The following is a 20,031-nucleotide window of genomic DNA, read 5'->3' as shown; positions in this document are numbered from 1 at the left end:
CCATTACGTGCCTATCACCCTGCAGGCTTTGTTTGCGCCTGACCGCCGCGCCTTACAGTTCGCAATCAAGACCTTGATCGGTGGCGGCCTGGCGCTGTGGCTGGCATTACGCTGGGGCCTGGAGCAACCGGCATGGGCGCTGATGACGGCGTTCATCGTCGCCCAGCCCTTGTCGGGGATGGTGGTGCAGAAGGGCCTGGCGCGGCTGTTGGGGACTTTGGTCGGGACGATCATGTCAGTGGTGTTCATGGGGTTGTTTGCCCAGACGCCTTGGCTGTTTTTGTTGGCCTTGGCGTTGTGGCTGGGGTTGTGTACGGCGAGTTCGACCTTGCTGCGCAGCGCCTGGTCCTATTCGTTCGTGCTGGCGGGTTATACGGTGGCGATCATCGCGCTGCCGGCCATCACCCATCCTTTGACCGTGTTCGATCAAGCCGTGGCTCGCTGCACGGAAATCTCCCTGGGCATTCTTTGCGCCACCGCCGCCAGTGCGCTGCTCTGGCCGATGCGGGTTGAACGGCAATTGGCGGATCAGGCGCGAGCAGCGTGGCAAAGCGGCATGAACGCCGCGCGTGCGACCCTGGCCGGTGATGGTCAAGCGCGTAAAGGCTTGCTGGAAATCCTCGGGAAAATCGTCGCCGTCGATGCCCAGCGCGAGCATGCCTGGTTTGAAGGAAGCCTGGGGCGCCAACGAGCACGCGCGATCAGCGGCTTGAGCCAGAAGCTGTTGATGCTGCTGCGCATCGCCCGTTCGGTACGCCGCCAGTGGAAGCAATTGGAACCCCAGGAAGCCGAGCAGCTGTTGCCCTGGATGACCGAGGTTCAAGAGGCGCTCAACAGCCCGGATACCGCGACCCTGCAAGCGCTGCGTCCAAGGTTGCTCGACGCTTCCCACGACCCGCACATCAGCTCCGCACAGAGTTACTGCCTGGCCCGTTTCACCTTGTTGCTCGATACCGCCATGGCGGCCAGCGCCGCGTTGAACGCCGTTGAGGAGGGCAAGGAAACGGTCGATCCACCGAGAACCCTGACACCACACCGTGACCTGTCATTGGCGCTGATGTTCGGTACCCGCAGTGCCCTGGCGTTTCTGGTGGTCTCGTGCTTCTGGTTGGCGACCGCCTGGCCCGCTGCCTCCGGCGCGCTGCTGTTGACGTGCGTGGTGTGTAGTTTGTTCGCCAGCCGCGAGAACGGCGCTCAGATCGGCATGAGTTTTATGCGCGGGATCTTCCTGGCAATTCCGGCTGCGTTTATCGTCGGGCAGATTCTGCTGCCACAATGGAGTGGTTTTGCATTGCTGTGCATGGGCATGGGCGTGCCGTTGTTCCTCGGCGCACTAGGCATGGCCAAACCGCAGATCGGTGCGACGGCCACCTCATTTTGTCTGCACTTCATCGTGCTGGTCTCGCCGCTCAATGTGATGAAATTTGATGTCGCGGCGTTCTTCAACAGCGCTCAATCCATCGTGGTCGGTGTCGGCGCCGCAGTGCTGGCGTTCCATTTGTTGATCCTGCGCAACCCGACGTGGCATGGCCGACGTTTGCTGGCGGCGACCCTCGACGATCTGGTGCGCCTGACCCGGCGCAATCTGCGCGGTGCCGAAAGCTGGTTTGGCGGGCGCATGGCCGACCGCTTGCTGCAATTGGCGCGACACTACCCCGAGTTGCCGGAACCGGCGCGCAGTCGCTGGGACGATGGTTTGCTCGGCCTGGACATCGGCGACGAATTGCTGCATTTGCGTTTGAGTCTGGCGGTGGCGCAGGCACCGGTCAGTGCGCCTCAGCGGCGTTATCTCGAACAGCTGGAAAAAATCCTCGAGCAAGGCCCGACCGGCAATCGCGCCGAGGCGTTGGCGCAGCCGAGCGAAGAATTCTTGAAGACCTTGTACGCATTGCCCCCCAGCGATGCGGTGAAACTGGCTCAAGGTGCGGTGCTGCAATTGCAAAGCAGCTGGCGCGCCTGGTGCCGTCAACAGGAGCAAAGCCATGGGCTTGCGTGAGTGGTCGGTGGGTGGCGTGCTGCTCAGTCCGTTTCTGATTTATGTGCTGCTGGCGCTGCTCGTCACTGGTGCCTTGCGCATGCTTTTGCGCCTGACGCCGGTGGGCCGCTGGATCTGGCACGAAGCATTGTTTGATTGCGCCTTGTACGTCTGTGTATTGACCTTGATCACCGTCGTCCTCGGACCTTTATAAGGAGTTGAAAATGCGTACATCGATACGTGTCGCGGTGACCTTGTGCCTGGTGGCGGCGGCGATATTTGCCGGCTTCCATTTGTGGCAGTACTACATGCTCACGCCTTGGACTCGGGACGCGCGGATCCGCGCTGACGTGGTGGTGATCGCGCCGGACGTCTCGGGTTGGGTGCGTGAGCTCAAGGCTTTTGATAACCAGCAGGTCAAGGCTGGCGATTTATTGCTGAGCATTGATCGTGACCGTTTCGTAGCGGCGCTGGAGAAAGCCCAGGCGGTGGTGCAGACCCGTCAGCAGCAGCTCAATCTGCGTGAACATGAAGCCAGCCGCCGCGCTGCCCTCGGTCCGCAGGCCATCAGCGCCGAACTGCGGGAGAATGCGCAAATCAACGCCGGAGTCGCCCGTGGCGAACTGCGTGAAGCCCAGGCCGAAGCCAAGGTTGCGGAACTCAACCTCGCGCGCAGTCAGGTCCATGCGCCGCGCAATGGTCACATCACCAACCTGCGCCTGGCTGAAGGCAACTACGTGAATGCCGGGCAATCGGTGATGGCGTTGATCGACGATTCGACTTTCTATGTGCAGGCGTATTTCGAGGAAACCAAGCTGCCACGGATTCGTGTTGGCGATCCGGTGAAGATCTGGTTGATGAGCGCGGGGGAGGCGTTGCAGGGGCATGTGGAAAGCATCAGTCGCGGGATTACCGATCGCAATACCACGCCGGATGGGCAGTTGCTGGCGGAGGTGGAGCCGACGTTTAACTGGGTGAGGTTGGCGCAGCGGATTCCGGTAAGGATCAAGATTGATCAGTTGCCGGAAGGGATGAATTTGAGTTCGGGGATGACGGCGAGTGTGCAGGTGCAGGAGGGTTCACAATGATCGTTCCCACGCGGACGGTTCGACGCCTCGACGTGGGAACGATCAGTGTCAGGTATCAGCCGATGCTGATTGCCGGCAGCTTAGGCAACGTCACGGTCTGTTGCTTGCGCGGCGCCAGAATCTCCGCCTCGCCATCGACCACCAATTCATCGCGCTGGTTAAACACGCGAGTGGCAATCCGCACACGAAACTTCGGCAGCTTCTCGAGAATCTCCAGACGCACGGTCAGCGTGTCGCCAATTTTCACCGGCTTCTGAAAGCTCATTTGCTGACCGATATAAATAGTCCCCGGCCCAGGTAACTCGCAGGCAACGGCAGCGCTGATCAGCGCACCGCTGAACATGCCGTGAGCAATGCGCTCCTTGAACATGGTGCCAGCGGCGAATTCAGCGTCCAGGTGCACCGGGTTGTGGTCGCCGGACATCGCGGCAAACAACTGAATGTCGCGCTCTTCGACCGTCTTGCTGTAGCTGGCGGTCTGGCCGACTTCAAGGGCCTCGTAAGGGGTGTTGGTAACCTGGGTCATCTGTTTCAATTCCTGTCACGAATAAATAAATTCAAAAAAAACTATTCCGATCTGGGTGGCCGACGGTGGCTCAGCGCCTGGGCGATCCAGCTCAACACGTCATTGATCACTTCATCGCGGTTGCTCTCGTTGAACAGTTCATGCCGTGCCTGCGGGTAAACGGTTAGTTGCAGGCTTTGGCTGCCGGCAGCGCGCAGCGCATGGGCCAGATCTTTCAGACGCTTGCCTTCGCTCACCGGATCACATTCACCGCCAATGATCAGCAACGGCAGGCCCGGATCAATCTGAGCGAGATTGGACGCTTTGCTGATTTGCTGCAACCCACCGAGTAAATCGATCCACAGCTGATTGGTGCAGCGAAAGCCGCAGAGCGGGTCGTTGGCGTACAGGTCGACCTCCGCCGGGTCGCGGCTGAGCCAGTCGAACCGCGTGCGTACCGGTTTGAATTTCTTGTTGAACGAACCGAACGACAGCCATTCGATCAGCGCGCTGCGACCCTTCGGGCCCTGGCGCAAACGTTCTAACCGCGCAATCTGCCGCGCCGCGCGATAGAGCGCCACCGGTTGGAAGTTCGACCCGCTGAGAACGGCCCCGTGCAGGCTGGCGCTGTGGTGCAGCAGATAAGCCTGGGCGATGTAGCTGCCCATGCTGTGACCGAGCAACACAATCGGCATTCCCGGATGTTGTTGGCCGATGTGCTGGTTGAGGCTCGCCAGGTCGCCGACCACCTTGCACCAACCGTCATCGTCGGAGAAATGGCCCAGTGTCCCGTTTTCGGCAGTTTTGCCATGTCCACGCAGGTCCGGCGCATACACACCGTAGCCCTGATCACAGAGTTTTTCCGCCAGACGGGCGTAGCGGCCACTGTGTTCCGCCATGCCATGGGCCAGCAGAATCACTGCTTTTAAAGGCGCGGCGGGCAGCCACTGGTTGACGAAGAGGCGGCTGCGGTCACTCGCGTTCAGCCAGAAAGTGTCGTGGATCATGGCGGTTCCTTTGCGCTTGGTCGTTGCATTGTATAGCGCATCCATGGCGTGCCGTCTGATCAGGTCACGCCGCTGCTGCAAGATTCACACGGTCAATGACGCCTGTTGGCATATTTGCCTGATTCGCCATAGCTGCTAGTGTCCGTAGAGCCCCGCTTTTTCGCTCTTTGTTTTGAAGAAGGACAGAAAAGCGGCCCCGGATAGGTTCAGGTAAAGAGGACAAGAACAATGCAACCTGATTTCTGGAATGACAAACGCCCGGCCGGCGTGCCCCTGGACATCGATCAAGGGGCCTATAAGTCGGTAATCGAGGTGTTCGAGCGTTCCTGCAAGAAATTTGCTGACCGCCCGGCATTCAGCAACATGGGCGTAACCCTGACCTACGCCGAACTGGAACGCCACAGCGCAGCGTTCGCCGGTTACCTGCAAGCCCACACCGACCTGGTGCCCGGGGATCGCATTGCGGTGCAGATGCCCAACGTCCTGCAGTACCCGATTGCCGTGTTCGGTGCCCTGCGCGCCGGGCTGATTGTGGTCAACACCAACCCGCTGTACACCGCGCGGGAGATGCGTCATCAGTTCAAGGACTCCGGTGCCCGGGCGCTGGTGTACCTGAACATGTTCGGGCAGAAAGTCCAGGAAGTGCTGCCCGACACCGACATCCAGTACCTGATCGAAGCGAAAATGGGCGACCTGATGCCCACCGCCAAAGGCTGGCTGGTCAATACCCTGGTGAGCAAGGTCAAGAAGATGGTCCCGGCGTACTCCTTGCCGCAGGCGACTTCCTTCAAGAGCGCGCTGCGTCTGGGCCGGGGCCTGGGCATCAAGCCGCTGAACGCCAGTCTCGACGACATCGCCGTGCTGCAATACACCGGCGGCACTACCGGCCTGGCCAAAGGCGCGATGCTGACCCACGGCAATCTGGTGGCCAATATGCAGCAAGTGCGGGCATGCCTGGAGCAGTTCGGCAATGACGGCCAGCCGCTGTTGCGCGAGGGGCAAGAGGTCATGGTCGCGCCGCTGCCGCTGTACCACATCTATGCGTTCACCGCGAATTGCATGTGCATGATGGTGTCGGGCAACCACAACGTGCTGATTACCAATCCGCGGGACATCGGCGGTTTCATCAAGGAGCTGAAGAATTGGCGGTTCTCGGCCCTTTTGGGACTCAACACGCTTTTCGTCGCGCTGATGGATCACCCTGATTTCAAGACCCTGGATTTCTCCAGCCTGAAACTCACCAACTCTGGCGGCACCGCGCTGGTCAAGGCCACGGCCGAGCGTTGGGAACAGCTCACCGGTTGTCGCATCACCGAAGGTTACGGCCTGACCGAAACCTCGCCGGTGGCCTGCACCAACCCGTACGGCGACAAGTCGCGGCTCGGCACGGTCGGCCTGCCGGTGCCGGGCACCACGCTGAAGGTCATCAACGATGAAGGCGTCGAGCAACCTCTGGGCGAGCGCGGCGAACTGTGCATCAAGGGCCCGCAGATCATGAAGGGCTACTGGCAGAAACCCGAAGCCACCGCCGAAGTGCTGGATGCCGAAGGCTGGTTCAAGTCCGGTGACATCGCGGTGATCGACCCGGACGGTTTTGTGCGCATCGTCGATCGCAAGAAAGACATGATCATCGTCTCGGGTTTCAACGTGTACCCGAACGAGATCGAAGATGTGGTCATGGCTCACCCGAAAGTCGCCAACTGTGCGGTGATCGGTGTGCCGGACGAGCGTTCGGGGGAAGCGGTGAAGCTGTTTGTGGTGGCCCGTGAAACGGGTGTCAGCCTTGAAGAGCTGAAGGCCTACTGCAAGGAAAACTTCACGGCGTACAAAGTGCCCAAGCACATTGTCTTGCGTGAGTCGTTGCCGATGACGCCGGTGGGCAAGATATTGCGGCGGGAGTTGCGTGATATCGCGTAATGAATTGTTAGCGACGCAGCATCAAAAAGGGGCGGTCAATTATGGGCGCCCCTTTTTTTGTCTTCGAGGTTTGGCTGTAAGGCCTGTTCTAGAGCGTTTAATGTCTGTATAGAATTTTTGCTCTAAAAAAGACCATTGCTTGGTCTTGAGTCACGAATGTGACTGTAGAGGCTGTTTTTGGCTCTAGTCGGCCTCTGGCAAAGCTGCTACTCTCGGCGCGCTTTGTGACTTCTCGGCCTATATAAAAAGCCAGACTCACCAACAAACAGATACCAATAAAAAACATACACCAATAATAATCGCATCAAATGCGGTGATGAATTCGCGTTGCTGAGGAGTGGGCTTCCATGATCGAAGACTTTTGGAAGGATAAGTACCCTGCCGGGATTGCTGCCGACATCAATCCAGACGAGTATCCGAATATTCAGGCAGTGTTGAAGCAGTCCTGCCAACGCTTTGCCGACAAACCGGCATTCAGCAACCTGGGCAAGACAATCACCTACGGTGAACTGTACGAATTGTCCGGTGCCTTTGCCGCTTACCTGCAACAGCATACCGACTTGCAGCCGGGCGATCGAATCGCCGTGCAGCTGCCCAACGTGTTGCAGTACCCGGTCGCCGTCTTCGGTGCCATCCGCGCCGGGCTGATCGTGGTCAACACCAACCCGCTGTACACCGCGCGGGAAATGGAACACCAATTCAACGACTCCGGTGCCAAAGCCCTGGTCTGCCTGGCCAACATGGCGCACCTGGCCCAGCTCGTCGTGCCGAAAACCGGCGTCAAGCACGTGATCGTCACCGAAGTGGCCGACCTGCTGCCGCCGCTCAAGCGCCTGTTGGTCAACAGCGTCATCAAGTACGTGAAGAAGATGGTCCCGGCGTATCACTTGCCCAAGGCCATCAAGTTCAACGACGTACTGAGCAAGGGCCACGGCCAGCCAGTCGCTGAAGCCAACCCGGCCAGCGGCGACGTTGCCGTGCTGCAATACACCGGCGGCACCACCGGCGTGGCCAAGGGCGCGATGCTGACCCATCGCAACCTGGTGGCGAACATGCTGCAGTGCAAGGCACTGATGGGTTCTAACCTCAATGAAGGTTGCGAGGTCCTGATCACGCCGCTGCCGCTGTACCACATCTATGCCTTCACCTTTCATTGCATGGCGATGATGCTGATCGGCAACCACAACATCCTGATCAGCAACCCGCGCGATTTGACGGCGATGGTCAAGGAACTGTCGAAGTGGAAGTTCAGCGGTTTTGTTGGGCTGAACACGCTGTTTGTCGCCCTGTGCAACAACGAAGGCTTCCGCAAACTGGACTTCTCGGCGCTGAAAGTCACCCTGTCCGGTGGCATGGCCCTGCAACTGGCCGCGGCCGAGCGCTGGAAAGCGGTCACCGGTTGCGCCATCTGTGAAGGTTACGGCATGACCGAAACCAGTCCGGTGGCCACTGTGAACCCGATTCAGCACATCCAGATCGGCACCATCGGTATTCCGGTTCCGTCGACCCTGTGCAAAGTCATCGACGATGCCGGCGTTGAACAGCCGTTAGGCGAAATCGGCGAGCTGTGTGTGAAAGGTCCGCAAGTGATGAAGGGCTACTGGCAGCGTCAGGACGCCACCGATGAAATCCTCGACAGCGAAGGCTGGTTGAAGACCGGTGACATCGCGCTGATCCAGCCTGACGGTTACATGCGCATCGTCGATCGCAAGAAAGACATGATTCTGGTCTCCGGTTTCAACGTGTACCCGAACGAACTGGAAGACGTGCTCGCGACCCTGCCGGGCGTGCTGCAATGCGCAGCCATCGGCGTGCCGGACGAGAAGTCGGGCGAGGCGATCAAGATCTTCATCGTCGCCAAACCGGGCGTGACACTGACCAAGGAACAGGTGATGGAGCACATGCGCGCCAACGTCACCGGATACAAAGTGCCGAAAGCCGTGGAATTCCGCGATGCGCTGCCGACCACCAACGTCGGCAAGATCCTGCGCCGCGAGTTGCGCGACGAAGAGCTGAAGAAGCTCGGCGTCAAAAAGGTAAGCGCGTAACAAACAAAAGCCCCGCAGATGCGGGGCTTTGTTTGCCTGACCGATCGTTCCCACGCTCTATTCAGAGGCGGAACTGCGCGAAATTGACGTTGGTACCCGCCGGTCGCATGTCCTGAAGGTACGAGTCCTTGTCGGCGCTCAGTTCCAGGCTCAAGGCTGCTTTACGCTTGCCTTCGTTGCGCACCACCAGGCCTTCGAGCTTCTCCCGAAGGAATACCGTCGGCACTTTCAGGTGCAGCAGTTCGTCGGTATCCGGGGTGTGCATCAACAGGTGAACCCACTCGTACTGACCAATGGCCAGGCGCGCGACCGGAATATCGAACCACCAGATGTTGCGGTTGCGGTTCAATTCAGTGAAATGGCAGTTGTTGACGCCAAGCACAGCACCGCCAAGTTCCTGGTTTCTGCGGGCAATGGCCTGCTTTTTATCGAGTTTCATAACATTCCTACGGGATTGGATCTTCAGCGCCATGGCCTGAATACGTTGCGCATTCTCGGGGGTTGGTCGGCAAACATAAAGCCCAACCTGCACTGAACGATGAAATGTTGCGGTGAAAATAAATGAAACTCCGCGCAAACGCCTCCGGTCAATCTTTGTGTAACAACTTTCCCCGTTGAATTGTTCACAGGAGAAACACCATGAGCAGCACTGGCGATAAAGTAAAAGGCATGGCCAACGAAGCCGCCGGCAACGTCAAGCAAGGCGTCGGCAAGGCCACCGGTAGCGACAAAATGCGTGCCGAAGGGGTCGTGCAGGAAAAGAAAGGCGAAGCCCAGCAAGCGGTCGGCAAGGCCAAGGACGCGATCAAGAAAGGCGTCGACAAGGCTTGATTCGGCCTTTGATGAGCAACATGAACGGCCATCCACGGATGGCCGTTTTTGTGTCAGCCTGAACTTGCGCACGGAAATTGTTTCAAACTCGCCAAGTAGGCTACTTTGATGTAGAAAACGGCCCCTGAGTCGCCAGACTTCGAGCAAATTTGCGGCGAAAGGAGACGCTAATGTTTTTCCCACACATGAAAGGTCTGCGCCTGCACCGTGTGATGGTGCGCACGATCACCGAGTTCGTCGACGACGAGATGTCTACCTATGCCTCGGCGTTGGCCTATCAGATGCTGTTCTCGCTTTTCCCCTTCATTCTGTTCCTGATCGCCCTGATCGGTTTCCTGCACCTGCCGGACTTCTTCTCCTGGCTGCGCCTGCAATCGGAACTGGTCCTGCCGCCCCAGGCGCTGGAACAGGTGAACCCGGTCATCGACCAGCTCCAGCAATCCAAGGGTGGCTTGCTGTCGGTCGGTATCGTGATTGCCCTGTGGACCGCGTCCGCCGGTGTGCGGCTGATGATGAGCGCGATGAACGCCGCCTACGACGTAGTCGAAGGTCGGCCGGCGTGGAAGCGTTTTCCGCTGTCGATTATCTACACCGTTGGCATCGCCGGCATGCTGCTGGTCGCCGCCGCGCTGATGGTGCTCGGGCCGCAGGTGATGGGCTGGATCGCCTCGCAAGTCGGCCTTGAGGACTTCATCGTGACCCTCTGGACCATCGTGCGCTGGCCGGTGGTCGTGATTCTGTTGATGATGGCGGTGGCGCTGATTTATTACGTCATGCCCGACGTCAAACAAGAGTTTCGCTTCATCACCCCGGGCTCGGTGCTGGCGGTGGTGGTGTGGATCATTGCGTCGCTGGGTTTCGGCCTGTACGTCAAGATGTTCGCCAACTACAACGCCATGTATGGCAGTATCGGCGCGATCATCGTGCTGTTGCTGTACTTCTACATTTCCGCCGCAGTGCTGTTGCTCGGCGCAGAGATGAATGCGGTGATCGAGCACATGTCGACCGAAGGCAAGAATGATGGCGAAAAAGTCCCCGGCGAGCTCGATCACGAACCCAAACAACACGTTTCCGGGCTGGGTCGGGATCACTCGATCAAGCCGACCACTGACGAAGTCATCAAATGATCCGTGAAATTCTGAAAATGGGCGACGAGCGCCTGCTGCGCATCGCCCCGCCGGTGCCCGCCGAAATGTTCGACAGCCCCGAGCTGTGGCAACTGATCGACGACATGTTCCAGACCATGGAAAGCGTCGGCGGGGTCGGCCTGGCCGCACCGCAGATCGGCATCGACCTGCAACTGGTGATCTTCGGTTTCGAGCACAGCGAACGCTACCCGGACGCCGAAGCCGTGCCGCAGACGATTCTGATCAACCCGCTGATCACGCCGTTGAGCCCGACGCTGGAAGAGGGTTTCGAAGGCTGCCTGTCGGTGCCCGGTCTGCGCGGCGCGGTGGATCGCTATCAGCACATTCGGTACGAAGGTTTCGACCCCAAGGGCAATCCGATCGTGCGCGTTGCCGAAGGCTTCCATGCGCGGGTTGTGCAGCATGAATGCGATCACCTGATCGGCCGGTTATACCCCTCGCGCATCAGTGACTTCAGCAAATTCGGGTTTACCGAAGTAATGTTCCCGGATCTCGATCCGAACGCCGACGACTGACGCCTTCCTGAATCATCCAGAGGCTTCCAAACCCATGGCGATCATCGGTTTGCTCCGCGCATAACGGCTCAGGCGTTCGGCCATGGAGTAGGGCAGTGGCGGGTCGAAGGTAAAACCACGACGTTCATAAAACCCGCGCAAGTCTGGATGACAAAACAGCCACACCGGGCCTTCAAGATCCTTGAGCGCCTTGGCGATCAACGCCGCAGCGATGCCCTGTTCACGGCAGGCCGGATCGACAAACAAACCCGTCAGCCAATGCCCGTCCGCCACCGGTCGCAAACACAGCGCGCCAATGATCTCCTCGCGCCTGGCCACCCAGAGTTGAGCGTCGCGGACGGCTTTCATCGACGATTGGTGAGCGCGATAAAACTTGTTCATCAAGGGCCACAAAGGCTCGGCGAGCAAGGTGTACTGGGTGTTGGGCATGGTCTTCGACTGTCGGTGCGCAAAGCGGGCGATTATAAAAGAACGCGAGCGCGGGGATAGGTGTATACCTGAGCTCACATCCCGTATGAGTGGAGTACGTATCATGGCCAAAGGCATGGATTCAAAAAAAGCGGCAAAGAAAAAACCGGCAAAAACCGCCGATGAAAAGCGCGCGGACAAGAAGGCCAAGAAGGTGGATGTGTTCGGGCATTGATCCCGCCGCTGGTAAATGATCGTTCCCACGCAGACGGTTCGACGCCTCGACGTGGGAACGATCCTTAAAATAATCTGCAAGATTTCCCTGCGCCATTGCACAGAAGGGGATTGGTCCCCGATCTGAGCAACGCCATGCCCCATTACTTCGATACCGCCCACCGTGAAGAAATCGAAACCCTGCGCCAACGCCTGACCGCTCGCACCGAGTGGCCGACCTGGATGTTGCTGGTCGGCGTGTACGCTGGTTGGTTCAGCATTGTTTTGGGGAGCTATCGGCTGGGGCTCTGGTGGAGCACATTGTTGCTGATTCCGCTGGTGGTGCTCTGGTTGTCGGTGCAGCACGAATTGCTACACGGTCACCCCACCCGCTGGGCATCGCTGAACAAGATTCTCGGCTACGCGCCGTTCGCCGTCTGGTATCCCTACACCCTGTATCGCGACAGCCATTTGCTGCATCACCGCGACGAAGACCTGACTCTACCGGGGCGCGATCCGGAAAGCCGTTACCTGAGCGCCGAGCAGTGGCAGGGCAGTTCACTGTTCAAACAGAGTCTGCACTGGCTGAACAAAACCGTACTCGGACGCTTCGTCCTCGGCGCACCGCTGGCCTTGCTGGCGCTGGCCCGGGAAGAGCTGCAACGTCTAAAAGCAGGTGAGCGGCAGGCCTGGTTTATATGGCTGACCCACGGCACGTTGACCCTGCTGATGTTGCTGTTTATGGCCCACTACAGCGTGCTGCCGGTGTGGCATTACCTGTTGCTGATCAGCGTGCCGGCGCTATCGATTGCGATGATTCGCTCCTACTATGAACACCGTCCCCGCGCCGAGCCCGAGCAAAGGACGGTCATCAATGAAGCCGCCTGGCCGTGGCGCTGGCTGTTTCTCAACCTCAATCTGCATTTGGTGCATCACGATTTGCCAGGGCTGCCCTGGTACGACTTGCCCCGCGCCTACCGCGCGCGTCGCGAGCAATGGCTGACGCGAATGCTCGAGCGACTGGGTGCCACCCGCCGCAACGCCGAGGGCCTTTCGCTGATGGACCTCTGGCTGTCCCCGTACTTGCTGCTGACGGCGCAGCTTGCCGGCCTTTCGCGACAGTCCCGGGGTGATCAATGGCGAAGACTCCAACAGCGGCATGAACCTGTTGCGTCACCGACTGGCGCTGTTGCAGCGAGAGGGGCAGTTCTTCGCCAGTGTCGGTATCAGCGGCAGCCACCGCGAAAGCCTGCGCGGGTTGCGTGAAGAAACAGCGAACCTGGCGGCCATCGACAGCGTCACCTTTGCCTATCTGGCGCGGCACGCCGAAGAAGAAGTGGCCGGCCTGCGGGTCATCGCGCGAAGTGCATTCAGTCCGACCTTACCGTTTATCACCGCCGCGACCGTCACCGATGAACAGGCCGAGGCGCTGCGGCAGGTGATGAACACGACGTTGCAGGAATTGCCCGAAGTCAGCGAAATCCTCGGTCTGCAAGAGGTATTGCCGGCCAGCGAAAGCGACTATCAAATCATTCTCGACTATCAGCAAGAGGCTGAGGCGTTGGGGTTTGGGCGATTACGGTAGGCGGTGTGAAAAGATCGCAGCCTCGTTTCACTCGACAGCTGCTACAGGAAATCGGTGTAAATCTGTAGCAGCTGTCGAGCGAAGCGAGGCTGCGATCTTTTGATGTTTAATTCTAAAATTGAATATAAAAATGCTTTTTGAATTTTATTAAAGAATAAGGCTCCTTGCTAGGATCGCGTCACCGGATCACCGGACATTCAGCGACCCCTAACCCTTGGAGCCTTCAATCTGCTGAACCAGACGCTCGGCCAACTGAGGGAAAAGCGCCTGCAACCGCGTCAGGTGGCAGAAGCGTTTTTGCGCGATGAGCCGCAGGTGTGGAAGGCGTGGGTGCCGGGGGAAGTGGCGACCAAGGTCAGTGGGAGTTTGTGATTTCTGTCTGATGTTTTGTAGCGATCAATAGATTGCTATCGCGGGCAAGCTTTGCTCCTACAGAGCGAACGACCTGAATCCTGTAGGAGCAAGGCTTGCCCGCGATTGATCTAATGCCCTACGCCATCTCCGCCGCCAACGCTGCCTTCACGGCTGGCCGCTGATCAACCCGCGCCTGAAACCGCGCCAACGCCGGCCACTCATTCAAATTGATGGCAAACAGGTGCGACCAGCGCAACACCGTAAACAAATACGCATCGGCAATGCTGAACCCGTCAGCCATCAAATAGTCCTGGCGCTCCAGCGTCTGACACAACACCGCAAACCGCTTGAACAGTTTCTCCTTGATCAGCGCTTTGACCTCATCCGGGAACTGCGAACTGAACAGCCAGCCCAGCCCGCCATGAATCTCGGTCGAAACGAAATTCAGCCATTCCTGCAACCGCACCCGCTCGAATGTCCCGCTCAAGGGTGCCAGGTTCGCTTCGGGGCGCAGGTCTGCCAGGTATTGCAGGATCGCCGGGCCTTCGGTCAGCACTTGGCCATTGTCCAGTTGCAATGCCGCGACGTAACCCTTGGGGTTGATGGCGAGGAAGTCCTTGCCGCTGGCGGTTCGCTTGGTGGTGTTGTCGACGCGGATCAATTCGAACGGCAGATCCAGTTCACGCAGGACGATATGCGGCGCCAGCGAGCAGGCGTGTGGTGCGTAATACAACTTCATCGGCAGGGCTCTGGCTGGGGATTTGCGCCAGTGTCATAGTGCGCGGCACCCTCGGTAAAATTAATCTTTCAGAAAACCGCCATAAGGAAAGCTACTGCCATGATGAATCTGATGCACTGGCGAATGGTGGTGGCGGTGGCTGACACGGGCAACATTACCCGGGCTGCCGAGCGGGTCGGCATGACCCAGTCCGGTGCCAGCCAGGCCTTGGCGTTGATTGAAGAAACCCTGGGCGTTCAACTGTTCAGTCGAGAGAATCGCCAGACTTTGCCGACGGCAATCGGCCTGTCTGTGATCGAACACGCGAGAACCATGCTCGGTGCTCTGGAAACCATTCGCAGTACTGTCGATTCCACCAAAGACATTCAGCGCGGGACGATTCGCCTGGCCAGTTTTCCCATGGTGTTGGCGACTTTCCTGCCGCCGCTGCTGCGTCAGTTCAATCGGCTTTATCCCGGCATTCAGGTGGTCGCGCTGGAGGTCAGCGACGATGAAGTGGAAACACTACTCGGCGCCGGGCTGGTGGATGTCGGCGTGGTGTTGAACCCGGCAACTGAGCGCAATGCCGGTCGCTTGGGACGTGATGCCTGGATGGCGGTGGTGCCTGGCGGCCATCCCTTGGCTCGTCGTTCGCATGAAGAGGGCGTCTCCCTGGCTGAGTTGGCGGAGCAACCTTTTGTACTGGCCACGGGCGGTTGTTCGACCAACGCTCGCAGCCTGGCGGGGGATGCCGGACTGCAACTGCTTGATGTGCGGGTCGAGGTCCGTGAATGGAGCAGTGCGTTCACCCTGGTGCGGGAAAACATCGGCGTGACGCTGGTGCCGGAGATGACACTGCCGAGCCAACTTCAGGGGCTGCGCGTGGTGCCGGTCAAACCGCGTATCGATCGAGAGTTTGCCTTGGTGGCCGCTGCGAACAAGCCGCCCTCGGCGGCGGTGCAGGCGCTGATGAGTCTGCTTGCCGAGAAATGACTCATACCGATGCTGAACCGATTTTGTCCTCAATACTGGCCGACTAGTGGCCTTGCTTACCTGCCTCGCCTGTCTATGCTGACTCCTAACTAACTATGTCGACCGCCATGAGAAGGCCGTCATACAGGTTAAAAGTGTGCGCAACCCAAGGCACCGACGCTGAACAACACGGAGCTGTCCGGTCAATGGAATGTCTTATCAGAACGTTAGGGTTGGCCCGATTCCGGGCTATCAAGAGAAGGATGTCTTGATAAGAGCGTTGCGGCATGGACTCTCCGATTAAACATCATTGATCACCTGATCAAGTCCTTCCTGTGGAGGGATGCGTGTGCCTGTTCCTTGGAACGTAGTGGTGGAGCTGTTGAAAGACCAAAGTACTTTCATCAAACAAAAGACCGCGCTGAAGGTGATACGACTATGTTTAACCGACGTCACAAGACCGACCTGCTGGAAATCGAACGATTCAGTTGCGCGCTGACCGAGGCTAACGCGAAGTTGGCCGCGGTCAGTCGCTCGATGGCAATGATTGAGTTCACCCCCGAAGGGATCGTGCTCGATGCCAACGACAACTTTTGCAGTGCCATGGGTTACAGCGCTGAAGAAGTGCGCGGTAAGCATCACCGGATCTTTTGCGAAGAAGCGTTTTATCGAAGCGAAGCCTACGCCAAGTTGTGGCGTGACCTGGCCCGTGGCGAACCGATTAGCGGGACCTTTTTACGCTTGAACAGGAGCGGCAAGGAGATCTGGCTCGAAGCCAGCTATATGCCGGTGTTCGGCGCTGATCGTCAGGTTCGGAGTGTGATCAAAGTCGCCACTGACATCTCAGCCAGGACCTACAAGGAACACGAAAACGAGAGCATGCTCGCGGCGATCGGTCGCTCCATGGCCGTGATCGAATTCACCCCGGATGGCAAGGTCATCACCGCCAACGACAACTTCTTGAAGACGATGCATTACTCGCTCAACGAAGTGGTTGGCCAGCACCATAGCCTGTTCTGTCATCGTGCCGACGCTGAATCTCAGGCCTACAAAGCGTTTTGGGCCTCGCTCAATCGCGGCGAATATCACACGCACCGTTTCGAGCGCAAAGATAAGCACGGTCATACGGTTTTCCTGGAGGCCTCCTACAACCCGCTGTTCGACACCAAGGGGCGGTTGTACAAAGTGGTCAAGTTCGCCAGCGACATCACCCAGCAAGTCACCACCCTGCAAACCGCCGCGGAATCGGCCCACAGCACTTCGGTACAAAACGACGCCTGCGCGCAGAAAGGCTCCCAGGTGGTGCAGCAAACGGTGCAGATCATCCAGGACATTTCCAAAGACTTGAACGAAGCGGCGCTGAGCATTGATGCCGTCAGCAAACAGTCCGACATCATCGGCACCATCGTCCAGACCATTCGTGGCATTGCCGATCAAACCAACCTGCTGGCACTCAACGCCGCCATCGAAGCGGCCCGGGCCGGGGAGCATGGACGCGGGTTTGCGGTGGTCGCCGACGAGGTTCGCAGCCTGGCTGCACGCACCAGTCAGGCGACGCTGGAGATTGTCGAAGTGGTGCGCAGGAACCATGACTTGTCGTTGAGCGCGGTGTCGAGCATGCAATCGAGTTTGAGTCGCACCGGGTTAGGCGTGGAACTGGCGAACGAAGCGGGGGAGGTGATCCTGGAGATTCAGCAAGGGTCGCGGCATGTCGTGGATGCGATCAGTCAGTTTAATTCGACGTTGCAAATTAACTGACTGCCCGTGAGATTTGCCCCTCGGCCTCGGGAAGCTCACGCTTTAGAGGGGCAGTCTAAGGCGAATCAAATATCTATGATTTCGAATCTCCCTTCTACAATATTCAAAGTTTCATCGCCGCCCCCGCTTGGGTTGCCAGTAACCGTGAGGCTAAATGTGCCGCTGCAATTGCCGTTGTCGACGTTAATAATTATTTCTCCCTCATCGACATTGAAACCTACGTAATAACGGAAGTTAGTATTGCTATTGGTCAGGGGGATTGGATAAGTACCATCTCCGCGCGCAGGGCTGATGTCGAAAACAAAACCGCGGCCGGTATCGATGGTGTCGTCGATGTAAATGTGTTTGATCGTTTTCGGAAAGAACGAGCCGTAATCAAGTTGAAAGCGCGAGCCATCAAAGGCTGGCGCCACTTCGTTACCATCCTTCATGAATTTTGCGGTGCAGGTTCCGCGAAAATTTTGTGGTGACTGGGTTGACGTCACAGTCGCTGATTCGCATTGACTGGTTGCGTTGTCGTCCAGTGAAAGTGTGGTCGTAGCGGGTGCATTTATAGACATATCAGTCTCCATTCTCTTGATCGTTAGTGCGAGTAATGATTGCCGCAACACGTTCATGATTTACCCGTCCCTCACGACTGTCTACTGTCACAATTGACAGGTAAGAGGCTTTAGTCAGGTAAAGCCGATGAGCGGTCATCGAACCAAAAAAGAAAAGGGTCCCGAGAAGGCTAATGCCGATCAGTTAAGCCCTCTCGCTTGACCTTTGGCCGCAAGAAATCAAAATCCGATGCCTGTACTGGCATCGGATTTTTTTATGCGTCTCGCTCGGGCCCTGGAACTGACCCACAATATCGCCTCCACCCCTAACTCAATCGAGGGACTGGATTCTTTACTCGATCCATCTTTGGTCGAGCAGGCACTTGAACAGGCCGGCGTGGCGACCCTGCGCAAGCGGCGTTTGCCACTGGAAATGATGCTCTGGTGCGTGATCTCCATGGCCTTCTTTCGACGCATGTCGGCCTGGGATGTGGTCAGTCGCATGAACATCATGCTGCCGGGCCAACGTCCATTGGTGGCACCCAGCGCTGTGGTTCAAGCCCGTCAGAGATTGGGCTGCGAGGCTGTACGACAAGTCTTCCATCTGACTCAGAAAAGTTGGCATGAGGCCGTGGATCACCCAACTTGGGCAGGCTTGCGTTTGCTGGGGGTCGACGGTGTCGTATGGCGAACGCCCGATACACCCGAAAATCGGGCGCGCTACGATTCCGCCAGCAACCAGCATGGCGACACCGGTTTCCCCCAGGTGCGCATGGTCTGCCAAATGGAGTTGACCAGCCACATGCTGATCGGCAGCGCGTTGGATGGCTATCGCAGCAACGAAATGAAACTGGCGGAGCAACTGATCGAAACCACGCCCGATCACTCGCTGACGCTGTTCGATCGCGGTTTTTACTCCTTGGGTTTGCTGCATCAGTGGCAGCAAGCAGGCATCGAGCGACATTGGCTGATGCCTCTGCGCAAAGGTGCGCAGTACGAAGTGATTCAGCGCTTGGGGCGCCAGGACGCTGTGGTCTCGTTGAGCACTTCGCCGCAGGCCCGCACGCAATGGCCGGGGCTGCCGGAGCGCCTGACCGCGCGATTGCTGAGCAAAACCGTCAAGGGCAAGGTTTGTCAGATCCTGACGTCGATGGCCGATCCGCTACGCTTCCCGTCCGACGAAATCGTCGACCTGTACAGCCAGCGATGGGAGATCGAATTAGGGTTTCGCGAGATGAAACAGACGCTGCTCAACAGCAGCTATACATTGCGTAGCAAGACGCCCGAGATGATCGAGCAGGAACTGTGGGGTGTGTTGCTGGGCTACAACCTGCTGCGCTACCAGATGGTGGAAATGAGCCGCCACTGTCCAGGTATTTACCCGTGCGAAATGAGCTTTGCCGCGTGTACTTGGGCAATTTTAGGGTTTATCAACAGCGTTTCGGCCGACCGTTCCGGGAACATCCCCAAATATCTGGCCGAGCTGCACGCCTCTGCCCCGCATTATGTTCTGCCGCATCGACGGGAAGAGCGCATTTATCCCCGCGCCATAAGGCTCAAATCACCGAAATATCCGATCAGAAAGAAAAATGCCAGTCAGCTTAACTGACTGGCATTATCCCGAGAAGGGACCCTTTTTTGGGTGTATCGGTCGCGTTAAAGCGAAGCGAGAAACTTATCGACCACTTGCGGGTCATTAGCCTTTTCAGTGGCGCCGTTTTCTTTGTCGGCCTGCGCCATCTTCATCTTGTCCTGGATGCGCTCGGCGATCTGTTTGCCAATGGCCAGTTGTTGCTCCGGCGGCATGGCTTTCAATTGATCTTCGGTAATGCCCAGCTCTTTCAGGATGCTGTCGCGCAGCCGCTGTTCCGGCGTTTTGCTCATGTAGTCCTTGAAGTCGGTCATGGCCGCGCTGTCGGTGGACTTGGTTTTGCTATCGTCCGGGACAGAGGCTTGCAGGGCCACGCGGGTTTTGGCGAACGCCTCATCGACGTTGTCGCTGATCCGGGTCGCTTCGCTGACCTGTTGCGTGGCGATTTGGGTGGCGGAGTCCTGGACCTGCTTAGTGGTCTGCGCGGTTTGCGCCTGCACATTGTTTTGCAGGGCTTGCGTCATGGCGGCTTGCAGGCCGCCCTGAAGTCCGGCGGCGGCGTCCGAGTTCGGTTCGTCGCCGGGACGCTTGGGGAGGGGCGCCACCAGGTTTTGTTTTGCACTGACCAACATGATGAATAGACCTTGTAGGTATTTGCGGTGCAGTGCTTTCAGCAAATAGTGTGCCTGGTGAAAAAATATTAATAAAAACAACTAGTTGAATATTTGCAGCTCAGCAAGTGACGAGGAATTGAGGTCAATCTTTGCCGCCGGGCGGCAGAGGTCGACCGCACGGTGGGTCAGCGATGGGCGATGTTTTCCAGTATCAGGTTGCGGGTTCTCTCGCGCCAAGGAACAAC

The 20,031-nt window shown here is 58.1% G+C and carries 18 protein-coding genes and 3 pseudogenes; 14 read left to right on the top strand and 7 right to left on the bottom strand.

All coding sequences use genetic code 11. The annotated features are described in order from the left end of the window. The first annotated feature begins 7 nt into the window (after nt 1-7). Genes QFW87_RS22945 through QFW87_RS22935 form a run of 3 tightly spaced genes read left to right on the top strand, consistent with a single transcriptional unit; the run spans nt 8 to nt 3,063 of the window. The gene (locus QFW87_RS22945; protein ID WP_283188953.1) at nt 8-1,996 is read left to right on the top strand and encodes an FUSC family protein; all 1,989 of its coding nucleotides are present in this window, start codon (nt 8-10) and stop codon (nt 1,994-1,996) included. After that, nucleotides 1,983-2,189: a DUF1656 domain-containing protein gene (locus QFW87_RS22940; RefSeq protein WP_008151119.1), complete on the top strand. Its 207-nt coding sequence runs from the start codon at nt 1,983-1,985 to the stop codon at nt 2,187-2,189. Before QFW87_RS22945 ends, QFW87_RS22940 begins: the two co-directional genes overlap by 14 nt. Nucleotides 2,190-2,199: 10 nt before the next feature. Next, nucleotides 2,200-3,063 carry an HlyD family secretion protein gene (locus tag QFW87_RS22935; protein ID WP_283188952.1) on the top strand — a complete coding sequence of 288 codons (864 nt, stop codon included), beginning with the start codon at nt 2,200-2,202 and terminating at the stop codon, nt 3,061-3,063. 55 nt (nt 3,064-3,118) lie between these two features. Here QFW87_RS22935 and QFW87_RS22930 read toward each other — a convergent pair whose 3' ends face one another. Both QFW87_RS22930 and QFW87_RS22925 read right to left on the bottom strand, forming a co-directional pair. After that, nucleotides 3,119-3,589 carry a MaoC family dehydratase gene (locus QFW87_RS22930; RefSeq protein WP_046049496.1) on the bottom strand — a complete coding sequence of 157 codons (471 nt, stop codon included), beginning with the start codon at nt 3,587-3,589 and terminating at the stop codon, nt 3,119-3,121. 41 nt (nt 3,590-3,630) lie between these two features. Beyond that, nucleotides 3,631-4,575, bottom strand: a complete 945-nt coding sequence (locus QFW87_RS22925; RefSeq protein ID WP_283188951.1) for an alpha/beta hydrolase — start codon at nt 4,573-4,575, stop codon at nt 3,631-3,633. A gap of 228 nt (nt 4,576-4,803) precedes the next feature. Between QFW87_RS22925 and fadD2 the strand changes: the two genes are divergently transcribed. Next, nucleotides 4,804-6,492, top strand: a complete 1,689-nt coding sequence (gene fadD2 / locus QFW87_RS22920) for a long-chain-fatty-acid--CoA ligase FadD2 (protein ID WP_283181405.1) — start codon at nt 4,804-4,806, stop codon at nt 6,490-6,492. Nucleotides 6,493-6,839: 347 nt separating this feature from the next. Beyond that, on the top strand, nt 6,840-8,540 hold the full coding sequence (fadD1, locus tag QFW87_RS22915) for a long-chain-fatty-acid--CoA ligase FadD1 (RefSeq protein WP_283188950.1): 1,701 nt from the start codon (nt 6,840-6,842) through the stop codon (nt 8,538-8,540). Between the two features lie 61 nt (nt 8,541-8,601). Here fadD1 and QFW87_RS22910 read toward each other — a convergent pair whose 3' ends face one another. After that, nucleotides 8,602-8,979, bottom strand: a complete 378-nt coding sequence (locus tag QFW87_RS22910; RefSeq protein ID WP_033056806.1) for a hypothetical protein — start codon at nt 8,977-8,979, stop codon at nt 8,602-8,604. A gap of 200 nt (nt 8,980-9,179) precedes the next feature. Between QFW87_RS22910 and QFW87_RS22905 the strand changes: the two genes are divergently transcribed. The 3 genes from QFW87_RS22905 (at nt 9,180) to def (ending at nt 11,034) form a co-directional block, all read left to right on the top strand. After that, entirely contained in the window at nt 9,180-9,371 is a 192-nt protein-coding gene (locus QFW87_RS22905) for a CsbD family protein (protein WP_283181403.1), read from the top strand. 170 nt (nt 9,372-9,541) lie between these two features. Next, nucleotides 9,542-10,498 carry a YihY/virulence factor BrkB family protein gene (locus QFW87_RS22900; protein WP_283188949.1) on the top strand — a complete coding sequence of 319 codons (957 nt, stop codon included), beginning with the start codon at nt 9,542-9,544 and terminating at the stop codon, nt 10,496-10,498. Then, complete coding sequence (gene def, locus QFW87_RS22895; protein WP_283181401.1) at nt 10,495-11,034, top strand: peptide deformylase; 540 nt, start codon at nt 10,495-10,497, stop codon at nt 11,032-11,034. The genes QFW87_RS22900 and def overlap by 4 nt, the downstream gene beginning before the upstream one ends. A 12-nt stretch (nt 11,035-11,046) precedes the next feature. Here the strand turns inward: def and QFW87_RS22890 are convergent, their stop codons facing one another. Continuing rightward, complete coding sequence (locus QFW87_RS22890) at nt 11,047-11,463, bottom strand: GNAT family N-acetyltransferase (protein ID WP_283188948.1); 417 nt, start codon at nt 11,461-11,463, stop codon at nt 11,047-11,049. 348 nt (nt 11,464-11,811) lie between these two features. Between QFW87_RS22890 and QFW87_RS22885 the strand changes: the two are divergent. From QFW87_RS22885 to QFW87_RS22875, 3 pseudogenes are all read left to right on the top strand, one after another. Then, nucleotides 11,812-12,657: pseudogene (locus QFW87_RS22885) on the top strand (fatty acid desaturase); the annotation flags it as partial. Beyond that, nucleotides 12,646-13,240: pseudogene (locus tag QFW87_RS22880) on the top strand (PhnD/SsuA/transferrin family substrate-binding protein); the annotation flags it as partial. The pseudogenes QFW87_RS22885 and QFW87_RS22880, both read left to right, overlap by 12 nt. Before the next feature lie 225 nt (nt 13,241-13,465). Beyond that, nucleotides 13,466-13,612, top strand: a pseudogene (locus QFW87_RS22875) (ABC transporter substrate-binding protein); the annotation flags it as partial. Between the two features lie 118 nt (nt 13,613-13,730). On the opposite strand, the gene gstA reads toward QFW87_RS22875, so the two are convergent. Next, nucleotides 13,731-14,333, bottom strand: a complete 603-nt coding sequence (gene gstA, locus QFW87_RS22870) for a glutathione transferase GstA (protein WP_283188947.1) — start codon at nt 14,331-14,333, stop codon at nt 13,731-13,733. Between the two features lie 99 nt (nt 14,334-14,432). Here gstA and QFW87_RS22865 point away from each other — a divergent pair, with 99 nt between their 5' ends. Next, the gene (locus tag QFW87_RS22865) at nt 14,433-15,305 is read left to right on the top strand and encodes a LysR family transcriptional regulator (RefSeq protein WP_283188946.1); all 873 of its coding nucleotides are present in this window, start codon (nt 14,433-14,435) and stop codon (nt 15,303-15,305) included. A gap of 417 nt (nt 15,306-15,722) precedes the next feature. Then, entirely contained in the window at nt 15,723-17,042 is a 1,320-nt protein-coding gene (locus tag QFW87_RS22860) for a PAS domain-containing methyl-accepting chemotaxis protein (protein WP_283188945.1), read from the top strand. Between the two features lie 65 nt (nt 17,043-17,107). Here QFW87_RS22860 and QFW87_RS22855 read toward each other — a convergent pair whose 3' ends face one another. After that, nucleotides 17,108-17,602, bottom strand: a complete 495-nt coding sequence (locus QFW87_RS22855) for a hypothetical protein (protein WP_283188944.1) — start codon at nt 17,600-17,602, stop codon at nt 17,108-17,110. A gap of 256 nt (nt 17,603-17,858) precedes the next feature. Here QFW87_RS22855 and QFW87_RS22850 point away from each other — a divergent pair, with 256 nt between their 5' ends. Next, entirely contained in the window at nt 17,859-19,190 is a 1,332-nt protein-coding gene (locus QFW87_RS22850; protein ID WP_283182085.1) for an IS4 family transposase, read from the top strand. A gap of 47 nt (nt 19,191-19,237) precedes the next feature. Here QFW87_RS22850 and QFW87_RS22845 read toward each other — a convergent pair whose 3' ends face one another. Then, nucleotides 19,238-19,804: a hypothetical protein gene (locus tag QFW87_RS22845; RefSeq protein WP_283188943.1), complete on the bottom strand. Its 567-nt coding sequence runs from the start codon at nt 19,802-19,804 to the stop codon at nt 19,238-19,240. Between the last annotated feature and the right edge of the window lie 227 nt (nt 19,805-20,031).

The sequence above is a fragment of the Pseudomonas sp. PMCC200344 genome, assembly GCF_030053095.1.
Taxonomy (GTDB): domain Bacteria; phylum Pseudomonadota; class Gammaproteobacteria; order Pseudomonadales; family Pseudomonadaceae; genus Aquipseudomonas; species Aquipseudomonas svalbardensis.
The sequence above is the reverse complement of the archived record's forward strand: the minus strand, read 5'-3'. Positions and strand labels throughout refer to the sequence as shown.